Origin of the sequence: Halobellus sp. Atlit-38R (assembly GCF_003665925.1) — an archaeon.
In the GTDB taxonomy this organism is placed as follows: domain Archaea; phylum Halobacteriota; class Halobacteria; order Halobacteriales; family Haloferacaceae; genus Haloquadratum; species Haloquadratum inordinatus.
Map to the genome: position 1 here is coordinate 317,658 of NZ_QXIJ01000003.1, position 19,472 is coordinate 337,129.

Annotated in this window: 20 protein-coding genes, 1 other RNA gene and 1 pseudogene; 13 read left to right on the forward strand and 9 right to left on the reverse strand. The window is 66.9% G+C overall.

Features of this window, described 5'->3' with window-relative positions:
• Positions 1-24: 24 nt before the first annotated feature.
• Both D3D02_RS06220 and D3D02_RS06225 read right to left on the reverse strand, forming a co-directional pair.
• On the reverse strand, positions 25-1,326 hold the full coding sequence (locus tag D3D02_RS06220; protein WP_121569108.1) for a dihydroorotase: 1,302 nt from the start codon (positions 1,324-1,326) through the stop codon (positions 25-27).
• Between the two features lie 66 nt (positions 1,327-1,392).
• On the reverse strand, positions 1,393-2,130 hold the full coding sequence (locus D3D02_RS06225) for a lipoate--protein ligase family protein (protein ID WP_233560592.1): 738 nt from the start codon (positions 2,128-2,130) through the stop codon (positions 1,393-1,395).
• A 146-nt stretch (positions 2,131-2,276) separates the two neighbouring features.
• Here D3D02_RS06225 and D3D02_RS06230 point away from each other — a divergent pair, with 146 nt between their 5' ends.
• Complete coding sequence (locus D3D02_RS06230) at positions 2,277-3,194, forward strand: hypothetical protein (protein WP_121569207.1); 918 nt, start codon at positions 2,277-2,279, stop codon at positions 3,192-3,194.
• Between the two features lie 60 nt (positions 3,195-3,254).
• Positions 3,255-3,761, forward strand: coding sequence for a PaaI family thioesterase (locus D3D02_RS06235; RefSeq protein ID WP_121569109.1), 507 nt, complete (start codon positions 3,255-3,257; stop codon positions 3,759-3,761).
• Between the two features lie 16 nt (positions 3,762-3,777).
• Here D3D02_RS06235 and D3D02_RS06240 read toward each other — a convergent pair.
• Positions 3,778-4,184: pseudogene (locus D3D02_RS06240) on the reverse strand (cysteine hydrolase family protein); the annotation flags it as partial.
• A 45-nt stretch (positions 4,185-4,229) separates the two neighbouring features.
• On the opposite strand from D3D02_RS06240, the gene D3D02_RS06245 reads away from it, so the two are divergent.
• From D3D02_RS06245 to D3D02_RS06255, 3 genes are all read left to right on the forward strand, one after another.
• The gene (locus tag D3D02_RS06245; protein ID WP_233560593.1) at positions 4,230-5,675 is read left to right on the forward strand and encodes an Hvo_1808 family surface protein; all 1,446 of its coding nucleotides are present in this window, start codon (positions 4,230-4,232) and stop codon (positions 5,673-5,675) included.
• 97 nt (positions 5,676-5,772) lie between these two features.
• Positions 5,773-6,936 (forward strand): nicotinate phosphoribosyltransferase, encoded by a 1,164-nt coding sequence (locus tag D3D02_RS06250; RefSeq protein WP_121569110.1) that lies wholly within the window; start codon positions 5,773-5,775, stop codon positions 6,934-6,936.
• A gap of 44 nt (positions 6,937-6,980) precedes the next feature.
• Positions 6,981-7,595, forward strand: coding sequence for a histidine phosphatase family protein (locus D3D02_RS06255; RefSeq protein WP_121569111.1), 615 nt, complete (start codon positions 6,981-6,983; stop codon positions 7,593-7,595).
• Between the two features lie 63 nt (positions 7,596-7,658).
• On the opposite strand, the gene D3D02_RS06260 is transcribed toward D3D02_RS06255, so the two are convergent.
• Positions 7,659-8,264, reverse strand: a complete 606-nt coding sequence (locus D3D02_RS06260; RefSeq protein ID WP_121569112.1) for a TIGR00296 family protein — start codon at positions 8,262-8,264, stop codon at positions 7,659-7,661.
• A 269-nt stretch (positions 8,265-8,533) separates the two neighbouring features.
• On the opposite strand from D3D02_RS06260, the gene rnpB reads away from it, so the two are divergent.
• The 3 genes from rnpB to D3D02_RS06275 all read left to right on the forward strand — a co-directional run bounded on the left by rnpB (position 8,534) and on the right by D3D02_RS06275 (position 10,625).
• Positions 8,534-8,955, forward strand: an RNA gene (rnpB, locus tag D3D02_RS06265) — RNase P RNA component.
• Positions 8,956-9,061: 106 nt separating this feature from the next.
• The gene (locus D3D02_RS06270) at positions 9,062-10,159 is read left to right on the forward strand and encodes a matrixin family metalloprotease (protein WP_121569113.1); all 1,098 of its coding nucleotides are present in this window, start codon (positions 9,062-9,064) and stop codon (positions 10,157-10,159) included.
• Positions 10,160-10,292: 133 nt separating this feature from the next.
• Positions 10,293-10,625 (forward strand): hypothetical protein, encoded by a 333-nt coding sequence (locus D3D02_RS06275; protein WP_121569114.1) that lies wholly within the window; start codon positions 10,293-10,295, stop codon positions 10,623-10,625.
• A gap of 137 nt (positions 10,626-10,762) precedes the next feature.
• Here the strand turns inward: D3D02_RS06275 and aceB are convergent, their stop codons facing one another.
• The 3 genes from aceB to D3D02_RS06290 all read right to left on the reverse strand — a co-directional run bounded on the left by aceB (position 10,763) and on the right by D3D02_RS06290 (position 13,656).
• Positions 10,763-12,064: a malate synthase AceB gene (gene aceB, locus D3D02_RS06280; protein WP_199723029.1), complete on the reverse strand. Its 1,302-nt coding sequence runs from the start codon at positions 12,062-12,064 to the stop codon at positions 10,763-10,765.
• A gap of 154 nt (positions 12,065-12,218) precedes the next feature.
• Positions 12,219-13,250, reverse strand: a complete 1,032-nt coding sequence (gene aceA / locus D3D02_RS06285) for an isocitrate lyase (RefSeq protein WP_121569116.1) — start codon at positions 13,248-13,250, stop codon at positions 12,219-12,221.
• Position 13,251: 1 nt separating this feature from the next.
• Positions 13,252-13,656 (reverse strand): hypothetical protein, encoded by a 405-nt coding sequence (locus tag D3D02_RS06290; protein WP_121569117.1) that lies wholly within the window; start codon positions 13,654-13,656, stop codon positions 13,252-13,254.
• 393 nt (positions 13,657-14,049) lie between these two features.
• Between D3D02_RS06290 and D3D02_RS06295 the strand changes: the two genes are divergently transcribed.
• A complete protein-coding gene (locus D3D02_RS06295) occupies positions 14,050-15,282 on the forward strand; it encodes an MBL fold metallo-hydrolase (protein WP_121569118.1) in 1,233 nt (410 codons plus the stop codon).
• Between the two features lie 10 nt (positions 15,283-15,292).
• On the opposite strand, the gene D3D02_RS06300 is transcribed toward D3D02_RS06295, so the two are convergent.
• On the reverse strand, positions 15,293-16,060 hold the full coding sequence (locus D3D02_RS06300) for a DUF5806 family protein (protein ID WP_121569119.1): 768 nt from the start codon (positions 16,058-16,060) through the stop codon (positions 15,293-15,295).
• A 338-nt stretch (positions 16,061-16,398) separates the two neighbouring features.
• Here D3D02_RS06300 and D3D02_RS06305 point away from each other — a divergent pair, with 338 nt between their 5' ends.
• The 3 genes from D3D02_RS06305 to D3D02_RS06315 are packed head-to-tail and all read left to right on the forward strand — an operon-like array spanning position 16,399 to position 18,281.
• Entirely contained in the window at positions 16,399-17,316 is a 918-nt protein-coding gene (locus D3D02_RS06305) for a winged helix-turn-helix domain-containing protein (protein WP_158599323.1), read from the forward strand.
• A 45-nt stretch (positions 17,317-17,361) separates the two neighbouring features.
• Positions 17,362-17,730, forward strand: coding sequence for a universal stress protein (locus D3D02_RS06310; RefSeq protein WP_121569121.1), 369 nt, complete (start codon positions 17,362-17,364; stop codon positions 17,728-17,730).
• Positions 17,727-18,281, forward strand: a complete 555-nt coding sequence (locus D3D02_RS06315) for a GNAT family N-acetyltransferase (RefSeq protein ID WP_121569122.1) — start codon at positions 17,727-17,729, stop codon at positions 18,279-18,281. Before D3D02_RS06310 ends, D3D02_RS06315 begins: the two co-directional genes overlap by 4 nt.
• 9 nt (positions 18,282-18,290) lie before the next feature.
• Here the strand turns inward: D3D02_RS06315 and D3D02_RS06320 are convergent, their stop codons facing one another.
• On the reverse strand, positions 18,291-18,749 hold the full coding sequence (locus tag D3D02_RS06320) for a universal stress protein (RefSeq protein WP_121569123.1): 459 nt from the start codon (positions 18,747-18,749) through the stop codon (positions 18,291-18,293).
• A gap of 138 nt (positions 18,750-18,887) precedes the next feature.
• On the opposite strand from D3D02_RS06320, the gene D3D02_RS06325 reads away from it, so the two are divergent.
• Entirely contained in the window at positions 18,888-19,355 is a 468-nt protein-coding gene (locus D3D02_RS06325; protein WP_121569124.1) for a universal stress protein, read from the forward strand.
• Positions 19,356-19,472 lie beyond the last annotated feature (117 nt).

Below are 19,472 nucleotides of genomic sequence, written 5' to 3' on the forward strand. Positions count from 1 at the left end.
CGTGCCGGCTGTTCATTCCCGACCTCACCGCCGGACGTTCACACCGGCCTGCTCGCCGACGATCTCCGCGCCGTCGTAGACGACGTCGCCGCGGACGAGCGTCAGGTCCGGGAAGACGCCGGTCATCCCCTCGAACGGCGTCCACCCGCACTTCGAGTGGAGTTCCGACCCCCGGATCTCGGTCGCGTTCTCGGGATCGACGAGCACGAGGTCCGCGTCGTAGCCCTCGGCGATGCGGCCCTTCTGCGGGAGGTCGAAGATCTCGGCCGCGTTCGTCGCCGTGACGTCGCGGACGCGCTCGTAGGAGATCTCGCCCTGCCGCGCGCGTTCGAGGAGCAACGGCAGCATCGTCTCCACGCCGGGCACGCCGCTCGGAGCGTCCCAGAGGTCCGCCTCCTTCTCGTCGACGGTGTGCGGCGCGTGGTCGGTCGCGACGATGTCGACGTCGCCGTCGACGAGCCGCTGCCAGAGTCCCGAGCGTCGCTCCTCGCTTCTGAGCGGCGGGTTCATCCGGCCGAACGTGCCCAGTTCGGTCGCGTCCTCGCGGGAGAGAAAGAGGTGATGCGGCGTCGCTTCGCAGGTCGCCCCGCCGGCGACGGCGGCGTCGACGCCCTCGGGCGTGCTCGTGTGCGCGATGTGGATCGACGCACCCGTGTCGGCGCCGACCTCGACGGCGCGTTCGACCGCCGCTTCCTCGGCCGCTGCGCGTCGGTACTGACTCCAGACGTCGGCGTCGGCGTCGCGTCCGACGCCGCCGGCGTCGCGCTCGCGCGCCGTCTCGTCGAATAGATCCGCGTCCTCGGCGTGGACGGTGACGACGACGCCTGCGTCGGCAGCGCGCTCGACAGCGTCCGCGAAGAGATCGGCGTCGATACCCATATCGCCCGTCGAGTCCGCGAGGAAGACCTCGCCGAGTGCGAACAGCGGCCGCTCGAACAGCGAGTCGGGGTCCCAGTCGGGTGTGACGCCGCCGTTGATGCCGTAGTCGACGTACGATTCGGCGGCCAGCGACGCCTTCTCGTCGAACGCATCGCCGGTGGTCGTCGGGGGCGTCGTGTTCGGCTGATCGACGACGGTGGTCACGCCACCCGCCGCCGCGCTCCGCGAGCCGGTCGTCCAGGTCTCCTTCTGGGAGTGACCCGGCTCGCGGAAGTGGACGTGCGCGTCGATCGCTCCCGGCAGGAGGAGTCGCTCGGCGGCGTCGACGACGCGGTCGACTGCGTCGGCGTCGATCGAATCGGCGACTTCGACGATCGTCCCCGAGTCCGTGCGGACGTCGCGGACGCGCCCGTCGGCGAGTCGCGCGTCACGAAAGAGTGTCGACATACTCGGGCATCACCCGCAGGCGACCTAAGCCCGACGGTTCGGGTCGAGGATCAGATTCGACAGCGGCTACGCGTCGGTATCGAGAAGCGACGCGGCGTCGACCGACGCCCTGGGAACCTCGCCACAGAACGAATCGTACAGCGCGTCGACGACGCGGTCGGGGGGAGTAGGCGCGCCGGCACGCGCCACGCTGCCGACCGAGTTCGGATCGAACGGCACGTCGAGCGCTCCGTACACGGCGTCGAGAACGGCGGCGAGTTCCTCGTGGGCGTCGACGACGACGATTCCCGAGACGACCACAGCGTCTCGGCGGACACGCTGGGCGATGCCGGAGATCTTCCCGTGCGCCTGGACTGAGTGCGCGCCCGGACAGAACGACGCGTCGGGCTCGCCGCGGCGCGCGGGAACGCCGAGCGAGCGGAGCGCGCCGACGACGCCGGTGGTGGCCGCCTCGTATCGCGCGTCGAGTCCCTGACGGGAGTCGGCCTCGGTCGTCGGAATCACGGCCGCGAACGCCACCGTCGACCCCGTGTACGCGACCGCACGGCCGCCGACGCTCCGTTCGATCGGCGGGTAGCCGCGGGCTTCGGCCCGCTGACAGGCCAGTTCGTAGTCGTCCGCACGCGTGTCACGGCGGCCGAACGCCACCTGTCGGTGCGGCGTCCACGCGCGAACCGCCGGGACGCTCGTTGCCGCCACCCGGTCAGTGACGGCGTCGAGGACGGCGCGGTCGTCGTCGAGTGACGACGGACGGCCGCGGACGACGCGAACGCGTGCCGCGTCGGGGACGAGACGGTCGATCACGTGGGGAGACCTGTGCGCCGACGCACCTAAGCGCTCTCGGTTCACCGATGGCGTATGGCCGGTGAGTCGGCGTGACGCCCGGAAGCGAGTCCAGTACGCACAGCGGAGCAGCGGCGACGACGCCCACGAGCGACGAGCGGGTACGGATACCGGAGGCGACGCTCCGCGAGTACCGCCGGTTTTCGCTCTACAACTCGCCGTACCCCGCGCACGATTCGGGCTGTGCCATCGACCTCTATCCGGCCACGAACGAGGCGCTCTCGCCCGTCGCCGGCGAGGTGCGAGAGACGCGGACCGTGCGCGCCCCGCCGAAGTCGTACGCGGCGGACGCCGAGTACCTCATCCTCGTCGACGTCGACGCAGCGCGGAGCGGAATCGAGACGAGCGGGCGTGAGTCTGCGGACCTCGTCGCGCGCATCCTGCACGTCCGACCCGACGTGGAAGCGGGCGACGTCGTCGCCGTCGGCGACTCGCTCGGGGAGATGGTTCGCTCGGGCTTTTTCGCTCCCTGGGTCGCGAACCACGTGCACGTCGGCGTTCGCCACGCGGGACAGAATCTCCACCGCGCGGGCGGATCACTCCCGCTCGACGTGGCCGTCGACGTCGTGCCGATTCCGTGGGATGGAACGGGCGAGGTCGTCGAGACCGGCGAGACGTACGCGCTCTTGGACGCGCCCGACCACCCCGCTGCGGAGGAGCAGTTCGCCGGCATCGCAGGCGTCGTCGACGACAGTGACGGCGACAGGGGAGAACCAACCGAGTACGTCGTCCTCGACGGGGGACTGACGCACTACGCGGGCGGCGGGGCGCTGGGACGGAGGGACGAAGCCGCCAGTACGGTCTCCGTTCTGGGCCACCCCGTCGGCGACGTCGCCGGTCGAGACGTGACGTGGCGCGACGTCGACGTCCTCGCCAACGGCGAGCGGATCACGGGAATCTCGCTTTTCACCGGCGTCGACCCGAAGTTCGGCGCGAAGCTCGTCTGTCCGGACCGGGAGTTCGCCGTGGGTGAGGCAGTTTGTGTGACTGTCCGCGACAGCGACGACCCGATTCGGTTGGGCTGATCTCGCACGGGAGAGCGCACCGACCACTAGCTACATACCGCTCCCCCGCGCGCTTCCGGTATGGCCGACGACCAGACTCGGTCGACGCTCCCGGACGACGCCGCCGCGTTCGTACAGGAGTACATCGAGCAGGAGCACGGCTACCTCTCGTGGCTCGACACGCGCGTCGACGCGCTCGAAGTGGGACGCGTAGTGATGACCGTGCCCTACGACGAAAAACTCACCAACACCACCAGCCCGCCGACAGTACACGGCGGTATCGCGGCGACGCTCATCGACACCGCCGGGGGAATCGCCCAGCGGACGATGCTCGACGATCCGATCGCCGGCGGCGTCGCGACCGTGAACCTCAACGTCAACTACCTGCGGCGCGCCTCGGGCGATCTGACCGCGACCGCCGAGGTCGTCCGCGCGGGCGGAACGATCGGCGTGAGCACGATCACAGTCATCAGCAGTATCCCCGACGACGTGAAGGGAAGCGACGAGGCGTCCCGGCGCTGGGAAGGGACGCGAGAGGAGGAGGCCGTCGCGACGGGGCAGGCGTCTTATCGGCTGTTCCGGGAGTGAGCGGGGTGAGCGTCGATTACGCGAACGTCACAGCCTCGCGCGTAACGACGTCGCCGAACAGCCAGTCGGCGTGATCCAGCGCGTACGCCCGGTGCTCGTCTTCGATCACCCCGATCGCGTCCTCGACGAGAACGGTCCGATAGTCGCGTAAGCCGGCGCTGCCGGCGGTGTGGAGGACGCAGACGTTCGCGAGCGTGCCGCAGAAGACGAGACCGTCGATGCCGTGGTCGTCAGCCAACCGTCGAGTTCGGTCTCGTAGAAGGCGTCGCAGGTGTGCTTCACGACGGCGTAGTCGTCCGCGCGGACGTCGAGTTCCTCGATCACCTCGGTCTCCCCGGTGCCTCCGACGACGTGTTCGCCCCAGCGCTCGAACTCGTCGTAGTAGTGGGCGTCCTCGAACTGTTCTGGTGGGTAGAGTCCGCGGCGAGGCGGAAAGGTACTTCCGCGCGTAGACCTTCTGCTCGCACAATGAAGCGGAGACGCGGCCTCGCGGTCTCGGCGGTCGCCCTGTTGCTCGTTCTCGCCGGCTGTAGTGCACCAGTGATGGAGTCCCGGCCCGCGACAGGAGCGAGCGGCGGACCGGACGTCGGCGTGCCGAACGCCGACTTCGACGATCCCGACAGCGACGTCCTCGGGTGGGAAGACGGCTACTGGTACAACGAGTCGGTCGACGTCGACCAATCGGACGGACTCACCGACGCCGAGATGCGGGCGTACGTGGGCCGAGCGATGGCGCGCGTCGAGTACATCCGCGGCGAGGAGTTCCAAAAGCGCGTGCCGGTCTCGGTCATCTCCCGCGATGAGTACCGTAACCGCTCGTCCGGCGGGTCCGCTGGCGAACCGACCGAATACGACCGGTGGAACGATCAGGTGTGGGAAGCGCTGTTCGTCACCGGCGAGTCCCAGAGCAGCGGCTCGGCGATCAGCAGCACCCGGAGCGCCGCCGTCGCCGGCTTCTACTCGCCGACCGACGACGAGATCAAGGTGATCACGGGTACGCCCGAATCGCCGACGATCAACAACGCGACGCTCGTACACGAACTCGTCCACGCGCTCCAAGACCAGCGCTACGACCTCACGAAGGCGAAGTACGGCGGCGAGACCCAGGACGCACAGCTCGCGACCGACGGGCTCATCGAAGGCGACGCGAAATACGTCGAACAGCGCTACGCCGACCGCTGCGGCGGCGCGTGGGAGTGCGTGGCGACGCCGTCCAGTAGCGGCGGCAGCGGTGGCGGCGGCGATATGAATCTCGGGATCTTCCTGACGATCTTCCAGCCGTACTCCGACGGCCCGGTCTACGTCCACGACCTCGTCACGGCGGAGGGCTGGAGCGCCGTCGACGAGCGCTTCGAGAACCCCCCAGAGTCCACAGAGCAGATCATCCACCAGACCGACGAGGAGCCGACGCCGATCAAGTACCGTGACCGGGCGCAAAACGGCTGGAGTACGTTCGAAAAGCAGGGCGAAGGCGGCTCCGACACCGTCGGCGAGGCGTCGATGTACGTGATGTTCTGGTACCAGGCGCGGAACGCGGGTGCAGACACGATCGACCCCCGGACCATCAGCAACGTCGACAGCCCCTACGACACGTACAACTACGACGCCGAACCGTCTGCTGGCTGGGCGAACGACCGTCTGTTCCCCTACCAGAAGCAGACCACCGACGGGAGCCAGTACGGCTACGTCTGGGCGACCGAGTGGGACACCGAACGCGACGCGCGCGAGTTCCAGCGCGCCTACCGCGCGATCCTCGACGCACACGACGCCGAGCAGCGCGCGGCGAACACCTACGTCGTCCCTGACGGTCAGTTCGCGGACGCGTTCCGCGTCACCCGCTCCGGCACGCGCGTGACGATCGTGAACGGCCCGACCGTCGCAGACCTCGACGACATCCGACCGCGGGCCGCCTAGACCCGCCCCAGCACCGCGGTCCCGATTGAAGACAGATCGCCTTCGGAGAGTCGAGACGAACGAGTGAACTTTTCAGCGATCCCCCCGAACGGCGCGTATGGAGTTCGACATCGTCGGTCCCGACGCCATCAGGGATGGGAGCGCGACCGACGCGTACTTCGATCGGACGGAGACGACGCTCCGTCACGCGGGACGGAACCCCCGCGTCGTCGCAGAGATCACCGCCGATCAGTTCCCTGACGGCGATTACGAACTGCTGGCGGGCGTGAAAGACGCCGCCGCCCTCCTCGAAGGCCGCGACGTCGACGTCGACGCGATCCCCTCGGGTCGGCTCTTCGACGGCGGCCCGGTGATGCGAATCGAAGGCGACTACCTGGAGTTCGCGCGGCTCGAAACGTCGCTACTCGGCTTTCTCTCGCACGCTTCGGGCGTCGGGACCGCTGCACTCGACGTGCGGCGAGCCGCGCCCGACTCGCTGGTGCTCTCCTTCGGCGCGCGACACGTCCACCCCTCCATCGCGGCGATGATCGAGCGAAGTGCCGTCATCGCCGGGCTCGACGGCTTTTCACACGTCGCCGCGGGCGACGTGATCGGTCGCGAGGCTAGCGGGACGATGCCGCACGCGCTGCTCATCTGTTTCGGCCGTGGCAATCAAGAGCAGGCGTGGGCGGCGTTCGACGAAGCGGTCGAGGAGGACGTCCCGCGCGTCGCGCTGTGTGACACCTACTCCGACGAAATCGACGAGGTCCTCCGCGCGGCGGCAGCCCTCGGCGACGACCTCGACAGCGTCCGACTGGATACGACCGGCTCGCGGCGGGGTAACTTCCGCCACATCGTTCGCGAAGTCCGCTGGACGCTCGACGCACACGGTCGCGAGGACGTCGACATCTTCGTCTCGGGCGGGCTGGGACCGGCGGACCTTCGAGAGCTCGGAGACGTCGCCGACGGCTTCGGCGTCGGCGGCTACGTCTCGAACGCCGATCCCGTGGACTTCGCGCTCGACATCGTCGAGGTCGACGGCGAACCGGCGGCCAAGCGCGGCAAACTCACCGGCGCCAAGGCGGTCTATCGGACGGCCGACGGCGGCCACCACGTCGGCCTGCGCGACCGGGCGGGACCGGACGACGGCGACGCCCTCCTCCAGCCGTTGCTTCGCGGCGGCGAGATCGTCGAGGACTTCGACTTCGGCCTCGACGCCGCGGTCGAACGGGCCGCCCGCGACGCAGAGCTGTGTGCGTACGAACCGCCGACGTCAGCGTAGCGAGTGGACGGGACGCCTATTCCTCGGGAGCGCGTAGCATCGCTATGGCGGACGAAGTATGGGTCGTCAGACACGGCCAGCGGCGCGACAGCGTCGACCCGGACTGGCCCCAGACCGGAGAGCGCGTGCACGACCCGCCGCTGACCGAGTTGGGGCGGTGGGCGGCCTGGCGCGTCGGCCGGTGGTTCGTCGAGTCGGGTCAGACCTTCGACGCAGTGTACGCCTCGCCGTTTCTCCGGGCCGTCGAGACGGCCGACGAGATCTGTCGCGAGACCGGGAACGAGGTGTTGCTCGAACCCGGACTGGGCGAGCATCGGAACCCCGAGTGGTTCGACGCGGACCCCGAAACGCTCTCGAACAGGCAGCTAGCCGAACGGTTCGACACCGTGCGTGATTCACACGACCCGTACGTTGTTCCCGAGTTCCCGGAAGACCACGCCGAGGCGGCCGCGCGGGTGGGCGAGACGGTCAGACGGATCGTCGACGAGGTGGACGGGACGGTGCTGCTGGTCGGCCACGGACTCACGGTCGGCGGCGCCGTCGATGGACTGACGGGCGACACCGCAGGCGTCGAGACGCCGCTATGTGGGCTGACGCGGCTCGAACGGATCGAGGGGACGTGGCGGCTGGACTTCTCCGGAGAGACCGCACACCTGTGAGTCGCGTGCGGGAGCCTCCGGCTACAGAAATCGAGTCAGTATGCGTGTCGTCTGCGGCGAGCGTTACAGTTCTTCGACGCTGCCGCCGTCGGCGCGCTCGCGGAACACCTGTCCGTCGAACAGCGTGACGGTCGTGTCGTCGTCGTTCTGCCAGGCGAGCGGCGAGATGCCTGCCTTACGGCAGGCGTGGGTGAGAAATTGTTCTTCGTTCCAGCCGTTTTCGAGCGGAATAGTCGGATAGAGCCAGCCGTGGTTCCCGTCTTTGTCGATTACGACGCCGTGTGTCCCCAGTTCGAGGTCTTCCAGCGGTCGATCCGTCTCGGTGTAATCGCAGACGACGCAGACCGAGATCGTCAGATTCGAGAGTTCGGGTTGCTCGATCTCGGAGCCACAGGAGTTCTCCGAGGCAGCCTGGATCGCGGCGTCGACGATCGCGTGTCCCAGTTGGTCGTTACCGCGGTACGCGCCGGCACAGCCGCGAAGTCGCCCGCGTCCGCGCGTCGATCGGATGCGGACGAACGCGCCAGTGCGAGCGTAGAATGCGTCGCGCATACTCCCTGGCTGTTCACGTTGTCCGTGTAGAACGTACGATTCGACCGATTCACGCGCTAACTCGACCGCCCTCGCCCCGTCGTCGTAGGTGAGACGAACGGTCTGCGCCTCGGACATATATTCGTACAAGCGCTCGCCTGACTTGAACGCTTCCCTTCATTCCAGGGGGTATGAGCCCGGAGCCGTGCGTTCCGGACAATTGCGGTACCCGACTGTCGATGCGTCATCTCGGTCCCGAATGTCAAGAAGTTCGTTATCAATTGTTGGAGATTCGGCGTCGTGTAGTCGATCTATCGAAAATATCGACGGTTCCGGTGCTCGAATCGAAATGCGCGTCTAACCGGACGACCGAACGGCTTATTGGACTCACTCACCTCCGATCGAACGGCAGAGAGAGCTCGGCTCCCGTCGGTCCGATTTCGGACTGACGAGGAAAGTCCCCCCACCGTCCGGACGGGTGACCGGGCGCAAGCCCGGAGTCGGAGACGGCTGGCTCTGGAACAGAGACGAGACCCCTCGGCCCGACCGATGAGACGTGAGCGGCGGAGCGATCCGCCGCCGGCACGATCGGGATACCCCGTTCGTGCGCGAACCGACCCGCGAGGGGAGGGAGCTAACCCGTCGAGGGAACGCAGTCGCGAGGTGATCACCTCGCGTTGCGTGCGCGGCTCGCCGCGCTGACGGCCGAGAACGGATGGAACGGCGAATCCTCACCGGTGCAAGTCCGCGCCGCCAAGGTAGTCCGGACAGGGCGCGGCCGCTTAGCCGAATGCCGAGACGAACAGAAGGGGGCTTACTCCTCTCAGCCGCTTTCCGCTCCCGAGCGACGGCTGTCGCGATCGGGACCGTGCCGCGATCCACCCCCGCCGACAGCGTGCCGAACTTTCTTGTCCGTCTCCGCCTTCTCTGCGGCTATGTCTGCTCGGTCCGCCAGGCTCGCGGTCCTCTCGCTGGCGCTCGTTCTCGCGCTCGCCGGGTGCGTCGGCCCGGTCGTCGAGTTCTCCGAGCAACGGCCGTCGACGCCGGTGCCGACGGCCGATAGCGACGCTCCGGCGACGGCGTCGTCGCCGATACCCGGATCGACGGCGACGGACGGCGCGACGCCGACGGCGACGGCAGCCCCGGACGCGAGGAATCCGTGGGGCCGGAAACCGATCGTCGTCGCCGTCGAAGATCCGGCGAACACGGGTCGGGAGTGGACGCCGCTCGTCCGGGAAGCCGCCGCCTACTGGGAACGGCGGGGCGAGCGCTTCACGGGCTTTCCCGTCGACTACGAGGTCCGCCCGAACGCCGACGATCCCGACCTCGTCGTTCAGTTCGTCGATACGGTACCGGAATGTGACGGCGCAGACGACGCCGCGGGCTGTGCACCGCTGATCGAGAATCGCCGACAGATCGACCGCCCGGAGACCGTCTCGGTCCGCACGGGCTTTTCGGACGACTCGACGGTGCTCGTCGTCAAGCACGAACTCGGGCACACGCTGGGGCTCCGGCACACCGATGCGCCGAAAGACGTGATGGCGAGTAGTTCCGTCCTCTACACCGAGCCGCTGCCGGACGCGAAAGACCGCGCGTTCCCCTGGGACGACGGCGACTTCACCGTCTACGTCGACACCGCGAACGCGACTGATCCGGCGGCAGCGCGCCAGCAGGTCCACCACGCCCTCGGGTACTACGAGCGCGGCGCGCCGGGGATGCCGTCGAACCTCTCGTTCACTATCATCGACGACGCCGACGACGCAGATATCGTCGTTCAGTCCGTCGAGACCTCCCCGTGCAGGTCTGATGCGGCCTCCTGCGGCGGAACTGTCGGCTGGGATCCCGACGGTGACGACGCCGTCGAGACCTACTCGAAGCTCCGGATCTCGCTGGTCGACCTCGACACCGACGCCGTCGCGTGGCACGTCGGCTACTGGCTGGCCTACGGCCTCGGCGCGGAGGACGACAGCGACAAGCCCGAACCGTTCCGGGACGCCACGTACGAGGAGCGCCGCAGCGAGTGGTGGGAGTAGCCTCGAGAGGAGTGAGTATCGGCGTGGGCGCCACGGACGAGGCGTCCGCGAGCGGTCGAACGCACCCGGCTCGCGTGCGTCCAACTGGTCCGACGCCGGCGCTTTCTTTTCCTTCGGGACCGAACAGAGAGGTATGACCGAGCACAGTGACACCGGCGGCGACGGGCTGCTCGAAACGGCGGGATTCGACGCCGAAGAGCTAGTGGCAGCCCTCGAATCGGCCTTCGAGGGCAGCGAGTCCGAATTCCGCGTCGTAGCCAGACAGGCGCGCGACCTCGCCGACGCCGGCATCGTCGCCGCCGACCGCGGAGAACCGCTCACCGTCGAGGAGATCGTCCGGAACCTGGAGGACGCGCCCGAGGAGTCCAGCGTCGCAGACCGCTGGAACTGGTGGCTCGGCGCGCTCGAAACCGCCTACGGCGGCTATCGGGAGTTCGAGGTGCGGGCCGTCCCGACAGAGGAGTGAGTCGCGACAGCGTGAAAAAACGTAGTGTGAGCCATCGCGGCGTCGACACACCGACGTGTGCGCCACGGCGGTGTGCGACTCGCGCGAGCGCGGATCACTGACTTCTGCTGCGATTCTGAGCGTCGTGCCGAGGGGTGTCAGTTCCCGACGGCCGTGGCCCGGTCGACGACGTCCTCGCTGTACCGTTCGATCAGTTCCTCGTGTTGGTCCGGACGGTGTTCGTAGACGTCCTGGAACAGCGCGATGGGCGTCATCGCGGCCTGGTAGGTCGCTTCGTCCCACATCCGGTCGGCCTCGATGTCGATCTCGACGCCGTCGAGGCGGAGCGTGGCCGCGCGGGTCATCGCGATGGCGCCCTTACCGGCTTCCTTCGCCGCCTCGAACTCCTCCATCGAGTCGACGACGTCGTCCAGACTCGGGATGTAGGCGGTGCGGTCGAGCAGTTCCTCGCGCAGTTCGTCCTCGTCGAGTTCGAGTTCCTCGCTGCCAACCGTGAGGTGGTAGCCGTCGGACGTCTCGATGAGCGAGAGGCGGTCGCCGTCGTAGACCTGCGCGTCTCCGGCGTCTTCGAGTTCGACTTCGCGGCTGCCCAGGTCGAGCAGCCAGCTACCGGTCTTCGGTGGAAGCGGGGCCGTGTTGGCCTCCTGGACCTGGCCGGGCGTGAGCGACCAGATGCCGGTCATCCCCTTCGCCCGGTTTTCGGTCATCCGTTCGTGGTACCCCTCGACGTCGCGGATGTCGTCGTAGGGGCCGTCGACGGCGATACAGCCGGCGGCACTCGCCCCGCGGGAGGTGTTGTGCCGGAGTTCGGGCCAGGCCGGGAGTTCGCCCGTCGGCGTCATCGCGCGCATATCCTTGGTGTAGTCGACCTCGCCGTCGACGAGGAGGAACAGGCGTTCGAGGTTGTTCGAAGGCTTGCCCATCTCCTCGCGGAGGTCGCCCATCGCCAGTTCTGCCGCCCCGCTCTCGACGATGACGGACATCGTGAGGCTCCCCTCGTCGAGTCCGTTCTCGGTCTCGACCCAGGTGATAGCCTCGTCGGCCTTCTTCCAGTCGTCGATGTCGCCGACTTCGGGAATCACGAAGCCGTCGATGTGTGCTGCGGCGCCGCCCTCGGGGTCGGTGATCGTGAGCATCTGCTGGAGCCCCTGATACCGGGTGGCGGGGCTGTCGCGGTGCCACACGACGCGCGGGTGGATCTCGCCGGGGAAGTCGGCCCCGTGTTCGGAGACCACCTCGACGATGTTCTCGGCACCTTCATCGCGCATCGAGGGCGCGGTGGCGTCTTCGTTGTCGGGGACCCAGACGTCCGGTGCCTGGAGTCCGCGAAGCGTTGCGGCTCCTTCGAGCATCTTCGCGCTGTTGTCTTCGCCCTCGACTGCCGTCGGCGAGGTGAAGAACGTCCGAACGAACTGCCTGTCGTGTCTTCGTTCCATAATTGTGGCTCGTAGTGGTGGGTAAATATCTGTGGTGGTTGCTATCGAATTATTATGTAGACCGGCGGACGCGTGTGCCGGTCTATTTGGCCGTCAGACGACGTGAGGATCGTCGGCACGCCGAGGTGCCGACGTCGTTCACGCCCGTCCGACAGGATCAGTCGTCAGACTGGAGCGGCTCTGACTCTTCCTCGGTGAACCCGGCGCTCGACTCCATCCGGCGCTGGGCCTCGGGGTCGAACTCCGTCTCGATGTCCTGGAACCGGGAGACGAACGAGAGTTCGTGGTGGGACTCGGTCTCGTGTCCGAGGTACCGGTCTTCGAGTTCCATCTGGGCCTTCTCGTCGCCCTCGGCCAGCCGCTCGAAGTCCTCGTAGACGCTGTGGGCGCCCGAGTGCAGGCCGAAGAGCGTGATGAAGATGTACTTGTAACCCAGCTCGCCGAGTTCCTGGAACGTCAGCGGGTCCTCCTCTTCGGACCACGCGAACGACGAGGAGTAGTTGAACGCGAGGTCGAGGTCGGGGTGCGTCTCGTGGATCGTCTCCGCGTAGTTGACCGCGTCCTCGCGGCTCGGGTCCGGCATCTCCGGCCAGACCAGGTCGACGCCGGCGTCGGCGTAGATGCGCCCGCGTTCGAGGTGTTCCTCCCAGTCGCCGTTGGCCGAGCCGTAGGCGTCGGTTCGGGCGATAATGACGGTGTCGTCGCACTGCTTCGCGTCGACAGCGGCCTCGAAGCGGGAGCGGGCGGTCTCGCGGTCCTCGATCTGCTTGCCCGCGATGTGACCGCAGCGCTTCGGCGACGTCTGGTCCTCGATGTGGATGGCGGCGACGCCGGCCTTCTCGTACTCGCGAACGGCCCGGCGGACGTTGTGGACGCCGCCGTAGCCCGTGTCACAGTCGGCGATGACGGGGAGCGTGGTCGACTCGACGATCCGCTTCGCGTTCTCGACCATCTCGGACATCGTCACCATCTCCAGGTCCGGGTAGCCAAACTGACCGAGAACGGTGGAGTACCCCGACATATAGGCGGCGTCGAGGCCGGCCATCTCGGCGAGACGGGCGTCGAGAGCGTGATAGATGCCCGGCGCGAAGGTGAACGTCTGCTCGTCGAGCATCTCGCGGAACTCGCGGGCCGCGGGATTGTCGAGGTCGTCGCGGATATAGGGATCAGACGGGATGTCGAGCGGCATCTCAGCGACCCTCCTGCGTCGTCGAGCGGCTGTCGGTCGTCGTGCTAGTCGTGTCGGTATCCATCGCAGTTTCGGTATGTCGTGTCATCGAGTCAGATCGGAAGCGTGAGTCGGTTCGGTCGGTCGTCTCGCGAGTTTCAGAGCGCAGCGTCGTCGACTGGCCGGTCTGGATCCCACGGAGGTCGGGGACCAGCGGCGCGTCGCGTTCGTCTTCGATGCGGGGGTACCGAGGCGTCGACTGGGCCGTGCGGGTCGTCGTTTCGGTCGTCGTCGACTGGCTGGCCTGGATCCCGCGGAGGTCGGGGACCAGCGGCGCGTCGCGCTCGGCGTCGGTTCGGGGGGCGTTCGTGGTTGGCTGTCGGGTCGTTTCGTCGGTCGTCGTCTCGTACTCGTTCGAGCGTGTCATGTCGGTGGATTCGGCGGTCGTGTCGGCGAGTTCGGTCGTCTGTGGCGGTCCAAACGGGCGTGCTCCGGATTGGAGTGAGAGATTCCGGAACTGGGTACGTGTTTCATCGTTCAGTGCTCGATTTGTCGTGGCTGGTGGTGGGAAATAAACATTATGATCTATAATGATAATATTCTATAATGGGTTTATTGTGTGCAGTTGGATAAGAGGTGTATAATTGAGTGTGAATCTCTGGCACAGTACGTGACGACGCCCCGCCACCGTCGACCGGCGGGTGCGCCGCGAGCCAGCGATACCCCGACGTGGGAGTGAGGCGAGAGAAGCCGCGTAGACCGTCGAGGGTGCGACTCGAAAGCGACGAGGCCAAACGCCCCGGGCGGATACATCGGGGCAATGGACGTTCGCTTCCTCGGCGGCGCTCGCGAGGTCGGCCGAAGCGCCGTGCTCGTGAACGACGCGCTGCTGCTCGATTACGGGATGCTCACCGGGAACCCGCCCCGGTTTCCGGTCGAAGCGCCCGATCCGGAGGCAGTCGTCGTCTCTCACGGCCACCTCGATCACGTCGGGGCGGTTCCCGCACTCCTGGCGGGCGACCGTCGCCCGCCGATCCACTGGACGCCGCCGACGCGCGAACTGGGGCTAACGCTCGCTCGCGACACGCTCAGGCTACACGGCGGGACCTACGACTGTCCGTTCACCGAGGAGGAGGTCCGACGCGTCACGCAGGTCTCAGAGACTCACGGCTACCGGGAGTCCTTCGAGGCGGCGGGCCACGAGGTGACGTTCTACAACGCGGGCCACATCCCCGGGAGCGCGCACGTCCTCGTCGACGACGGCGACACGCGCCTGCTCTACACCGGCGACTTTCACACCGCCGACCAGCGGCTGGTCTCGGGGTCGACGGCACGCCCGGACGCCGACGCCGTCATCTGCGAGAGCACGTATTCGGACGTCGAACACGAACCACGGGGCGATATCGAACGGCGCTTCGTCGAGAGTATCCGAACGACCGTCTGGGAGGGCGGGACGGTCGTCGTGCCCGCGTTCGCCATCGGCAGGACCCAGGAGATGCTGCTGATCTGTGCGGCCAACGACGTCGACTGTTACGTCGACGGGATGGGGAAACGCGTGACCGAAACGCTCCGGTCACACCCCGAGTTCGTCCGGGACGCCGCAGCGCTCCGCCGCGCGAAGTCGAACGCCCGCTTCGTCGACGGCCGCGACGGACAACGGAGCCGCATCGCGGATCAGAATACGGTGATCGTGACGACGAGCGGGATGCTCTCCGGCGGACCGGCGATGACGTACGTGCCGGCGGTTCGGTCGAACCCGACGAACAAGATCGCACTGACCGGCTATCAGGTCGAGGGGACGCCCGGACGCGAACTGCTGGAGACCGGTCGCGCCGAGATCGACGGGCGAGTGATGCCGATCAGCGCGCAGGTGGAGCGGTACGATTTCTCCGCGCACGCCGACCGCGACGGGCTGTTTGACCTGCTCGGATCGTACCGGGACGTACCGATCCTCGTGAACCACGGGGACCGATGTGAGACCTTCGCCGACGAACTCACGGAGCGGGGACACCGGGCGTCAGCGCCGGCAGTCGGGGAGACCGTGACGCTCTGAGCGACAGCGGTCACGCGTCGTCGTCTGAGGCGCCCTCGTCTTCGGTCAGTTCCTCTGTACGAAGATCAGCGCTCGCCTCTCGAACCTCGCGCATCACGCTCGAAATGCGCTCTTCGGCCTCCAGTTCCTCCTCGACGGAGAGGTCGACGCCCTCGACTTCGAGCAGGAACTTCGCGATCTCGGTCACCTCGTACATCAGCTCGTCGAGTTCCTCGGCGGTGAAGAAGCCCGACATCGCGCCGTAGAGGAACGTCGCCCCCGACTTCCGGATCTTGTCTTCGAACGACGAGCGGGCCTGATTGACCGCCTGCGGCGTGTACGTGTCCGTCATAAATGGAACGAGCTCCGGGAGGTTCTCGCCGATCTTGGTCATCTCGACGCCCGTCTCGGTCCGAAAGTCCGCACACAGTCGGGCGATCGCCCACTCGCGTGCGGTGATGTAGGTCCGATCCCGGAGGAAGTCGTTGACGCGGTCGTACTGCGCGCCGTCGACCTTCTTGAACCGCGCGTACTTGCGGACGTCCGCCGGCGTCTCGGTCTCGTCGCCAACCGCCCCCGCGGATGCGGCATCGGATCCCGATTCGGAGCCACCTGCGTCGCTGTCGGCGCTCGTGTCGTCCGTGTCCGCCGAATCGACGTCGGCGTCCGGTTCGGCATCGGCCCCTGACTGGACGCTGGCGTCGTCGCTCTCGCTCGATTGGTCCGACCGCGAGGCCGACGCGTCGACGTCGGTCCGCGGCGCGTCGGCCCTCGACGCCTCGGCGTCGTCGTCTTCCATACTGCCGCGTGTCGCCCCGACGCAAAAAAGCGTTCTGTCGGCGAAAACCGGATGATGTGTCCGGATAGAAACAAAGCAAAAGATCATTTCGGATAATAGGTGAATGAAATTTCACCGCGCCTTTTTCAATCACAATAAAGTCCAATAGAGTGCCGGGGTGGAAACTCGGCGAGGTGCCGTCCGGTGTTGGTGCCTCTGCACCGGGCGGTTTCGTGCACTACTGTTTACTACGATCCGACTCCGATTATCGGCGATCGAAAGGTCTGAGCGCCTGCTCACCGCGTGACGGGAATCGGGTTGGCAGAACTGTTTTCAACGCTGATAGGAAACAATGGATCGTGACACGACAGACGGCCAACCATATCGGGATCGAGGACGGGGCGCTCAAGGCTATCGCCAACGAGACGCGTCTCCGGGTCGTAGAGTGTCTCGGTGCGGCCGTCGAAGACGGACAGTACGGAACCTGCCGCTTCTCGGCGTTGATGGACGACGTGGGGCTGACCGACAGCGGCCAGATGACGTATCACCTCAACAAACTCCGCGAACAAGGGTACGTCGAACGAACCGACGACGGGTACCAACTCACGCTCCGGGGGTTGCGAATCTACCAGTTCGTCCGATCGGGCGTGTTCGAACAGGGCCCGACGCTCGGTCCCTTCGAGATCGACCTCGTCCATCACAAATGCGGGAATCCGCTGTCGATCTACTACGAGGAGCAGCGGCTGTACGGGATGTGTGAGACCTGCGACGAGCTCATCGGCGTCAATCCGGTCCAGCCGAGCGCGTTCGATCCGACCGATCCGGAATCGCTCGAAGACGCGTATCGACAGCGGTTCTGGATGGACAACTTCGCGATGACGCAGGGGTTCTGTCCCTACTGTGGCGGCGATGTGCGGTCGACGATCGATTACCGACCCACGGCGGCCGTCCCCGAGGACGCACAGGGCGAGGATCCGGCGATCACGTTCACGTGCCATATATGTAACTGGTTTATCAACACGACGATCGAGTTTCCGGGCTACCTCCACCCCGCAGTCGTCTCGTTCTGCTACGACCACGGCCTCGACATCCGGGCGCACAATCCGCTGAACGTGCCGCTAGAGGTCCCGCAGTACGTCGTCCACTCCGAGGATCCCTGGCGCGTCGCCGTCACCTACGCCTACGAGGGGGACGCGATCACGCTCACCTTCGACGAGGAGTTGACCGTCCACGACGTGACCTCCGAGACGGACGTCGAGTCGCCGTCGGAAGCGTAGGGTACACCCGACGATTTTTCTACTCCGGCGACGACATCCGGGCGTATGAGAATTCTCTTGGGCATCGGCGGCGCCGATGACTCTCTGCAGGCGCTGGCGCGGACGGTCGAACGCGCGGTCGAGGCGGGCGACGAACTGACTGTCGCGATCGTCGACGAGGGGGACACAGAGCGCTCTGTCGAGGAGATCGAATCGGCCGTGACGGAGACACTCGAAGAGAACGGCGTGGACGCCGAGATCCGCTACGTCGCTGGCGATCCGGGAAGTAAACTCGTCGAAGTCGCCGAGTCCGAGGGGTACGACCGCATCGTCCTCGGCGGGGGGACGACGAGCCCGATGGGGAAGATCCAACTGGGAAGCACCGCGGAGTTCGTCCTGTTGAACTCCCACGTCAGCGTCACGCTCGTCCGATGAGCCGAAATCGCCGCTATCCGGACGAGATCGCAGGCCCCTTCGAGAGCCCGCCGATCACGTTCGAGGATCGGGACGGGCGCGAGATAGAGATCCGCGCGCACGACGGCAGCGACGAGGAGTACGAGGCGCTCGCGTCGATGTACGACGCGTTCGATCCCGCCGATCGCGCCCAGGGGATTCCCCCGAGCGAGGAGCGACGCATCCGCGAGTGGCTCGACAACATCCTCTGTGCGGAGTGTCTGAACGTCGTCGCGTGGGACGGCGAGACGGCCGCGGGCCACGCCACGCTCGTCCCCGACGGCGACGCCTACGAGCTCGCGATCTTCGTCCTCCAGGCGTATCAGGAGGCCGGGATCGGCACGCACCTGATGAAAGGACTGCTCGGGTACGGCGCGGCGTCCGGCGTCGAGAAGGTGTGGCTCACCGTCGAGCGGTGGAACAAGGCCGCGGTCGGCCTCTACAAGAAGATCGGCTTCGAGGTCAGCGACTCCGAGAGCTTCGAGATGGAGATGGGGATTCGCCTCTCCGATGGGAGCGACGAGGGCGGATAACGCCCCGATTCAGACCGACAGAACGGGCTGACTGGCGTACAGCAGGACGTACTCGGCAGCCTTCGCGAGCACTTCGCCGGGGTCGCCCGAGAGCGGTTCGCGCGGCACCACGAGGAAGTCGGCGTCGAGTTCCTCGGCGGTGTCGAGAACGACGCTGCCCGGATGACGGAGCTTCATCTTCGTCGAGAAGCCGTAGGCGACGGACGTCGACAAGGAGACGCCGTAGTCGTCGGCGATCTGTTCGGCCGTCTCGGTGATCGCCTGGCCGTCGGCGGCGACCTCCGTTTCGTCGACGATGCCGTCTTCGATCGCCTGGACGACGTCCTCACCGAGCACGTGGACGACGTGGACGCTCGCGTCGTACTCGGCGGCGATAGCGGCGGCGTGCGCTACCGCCTCGGTCGACTCGTCGCTTGCATCCACCGGGACGAGCACGAGGTCGACAGACAGCGGCCGGCGTTCGGTCATACCCGCACCTGCGGCGTCCGACGGCAAAAATCCTCACTTCGACGTTCGGCGGAGTGTGAACCGCCGCGGCGGACGTGAGTCACCCGCCGAACCGCCGAGCCGTCGGGATTTATCCCGAGCGAACGTGAACCGTCGGCTATGTTCGAGACGATCGTCATCGCCACCGACGGCTCCGAGAGCGTCAGACGGGCCGTCGACGTGGCGCTGGACCTCGCCGACCGCTTCGACGCCGAGGTACACTGCCTGTACGTCGTCGACGAGGGCGACGTGGCGTCGTCCCCCGAGCGTCTCCGCGACGAGATGCAGGACGCGCTCGTCGAGCGGGGCGAGGAAGCGATCGACGAGGTCAGAGAGTCGACCGACCGCGACGTCGTCACCGCGATCGAGGAGGGCCACCCGCCGTCGGTGATCGACGAGTACGCCCGGAACGTCGACGCCGACGTCGTCGCGCTGGGGACGCGAGGCCGACACGGCGAGAATCGCTTCCTCATCGGCTCGGTGGCAGAGCGCGTCGTTCGGACGTGCCCGATTCCCGTCCTCACCGTCCGCCAACTCGCCGCCGACGAAGGAGAAGACGAGTTGACGGGCACGCCGGAGATGGGTTGAGTAGCACGCCGAAGATGGGCTGACGGGCACACTGGGGATGGCCCAACGAGCGCGAACCACAGGGGCGGAAAACGCATCCAGGCACCTGGCCCCGGAACCACGCCGGTTTTCACCCGG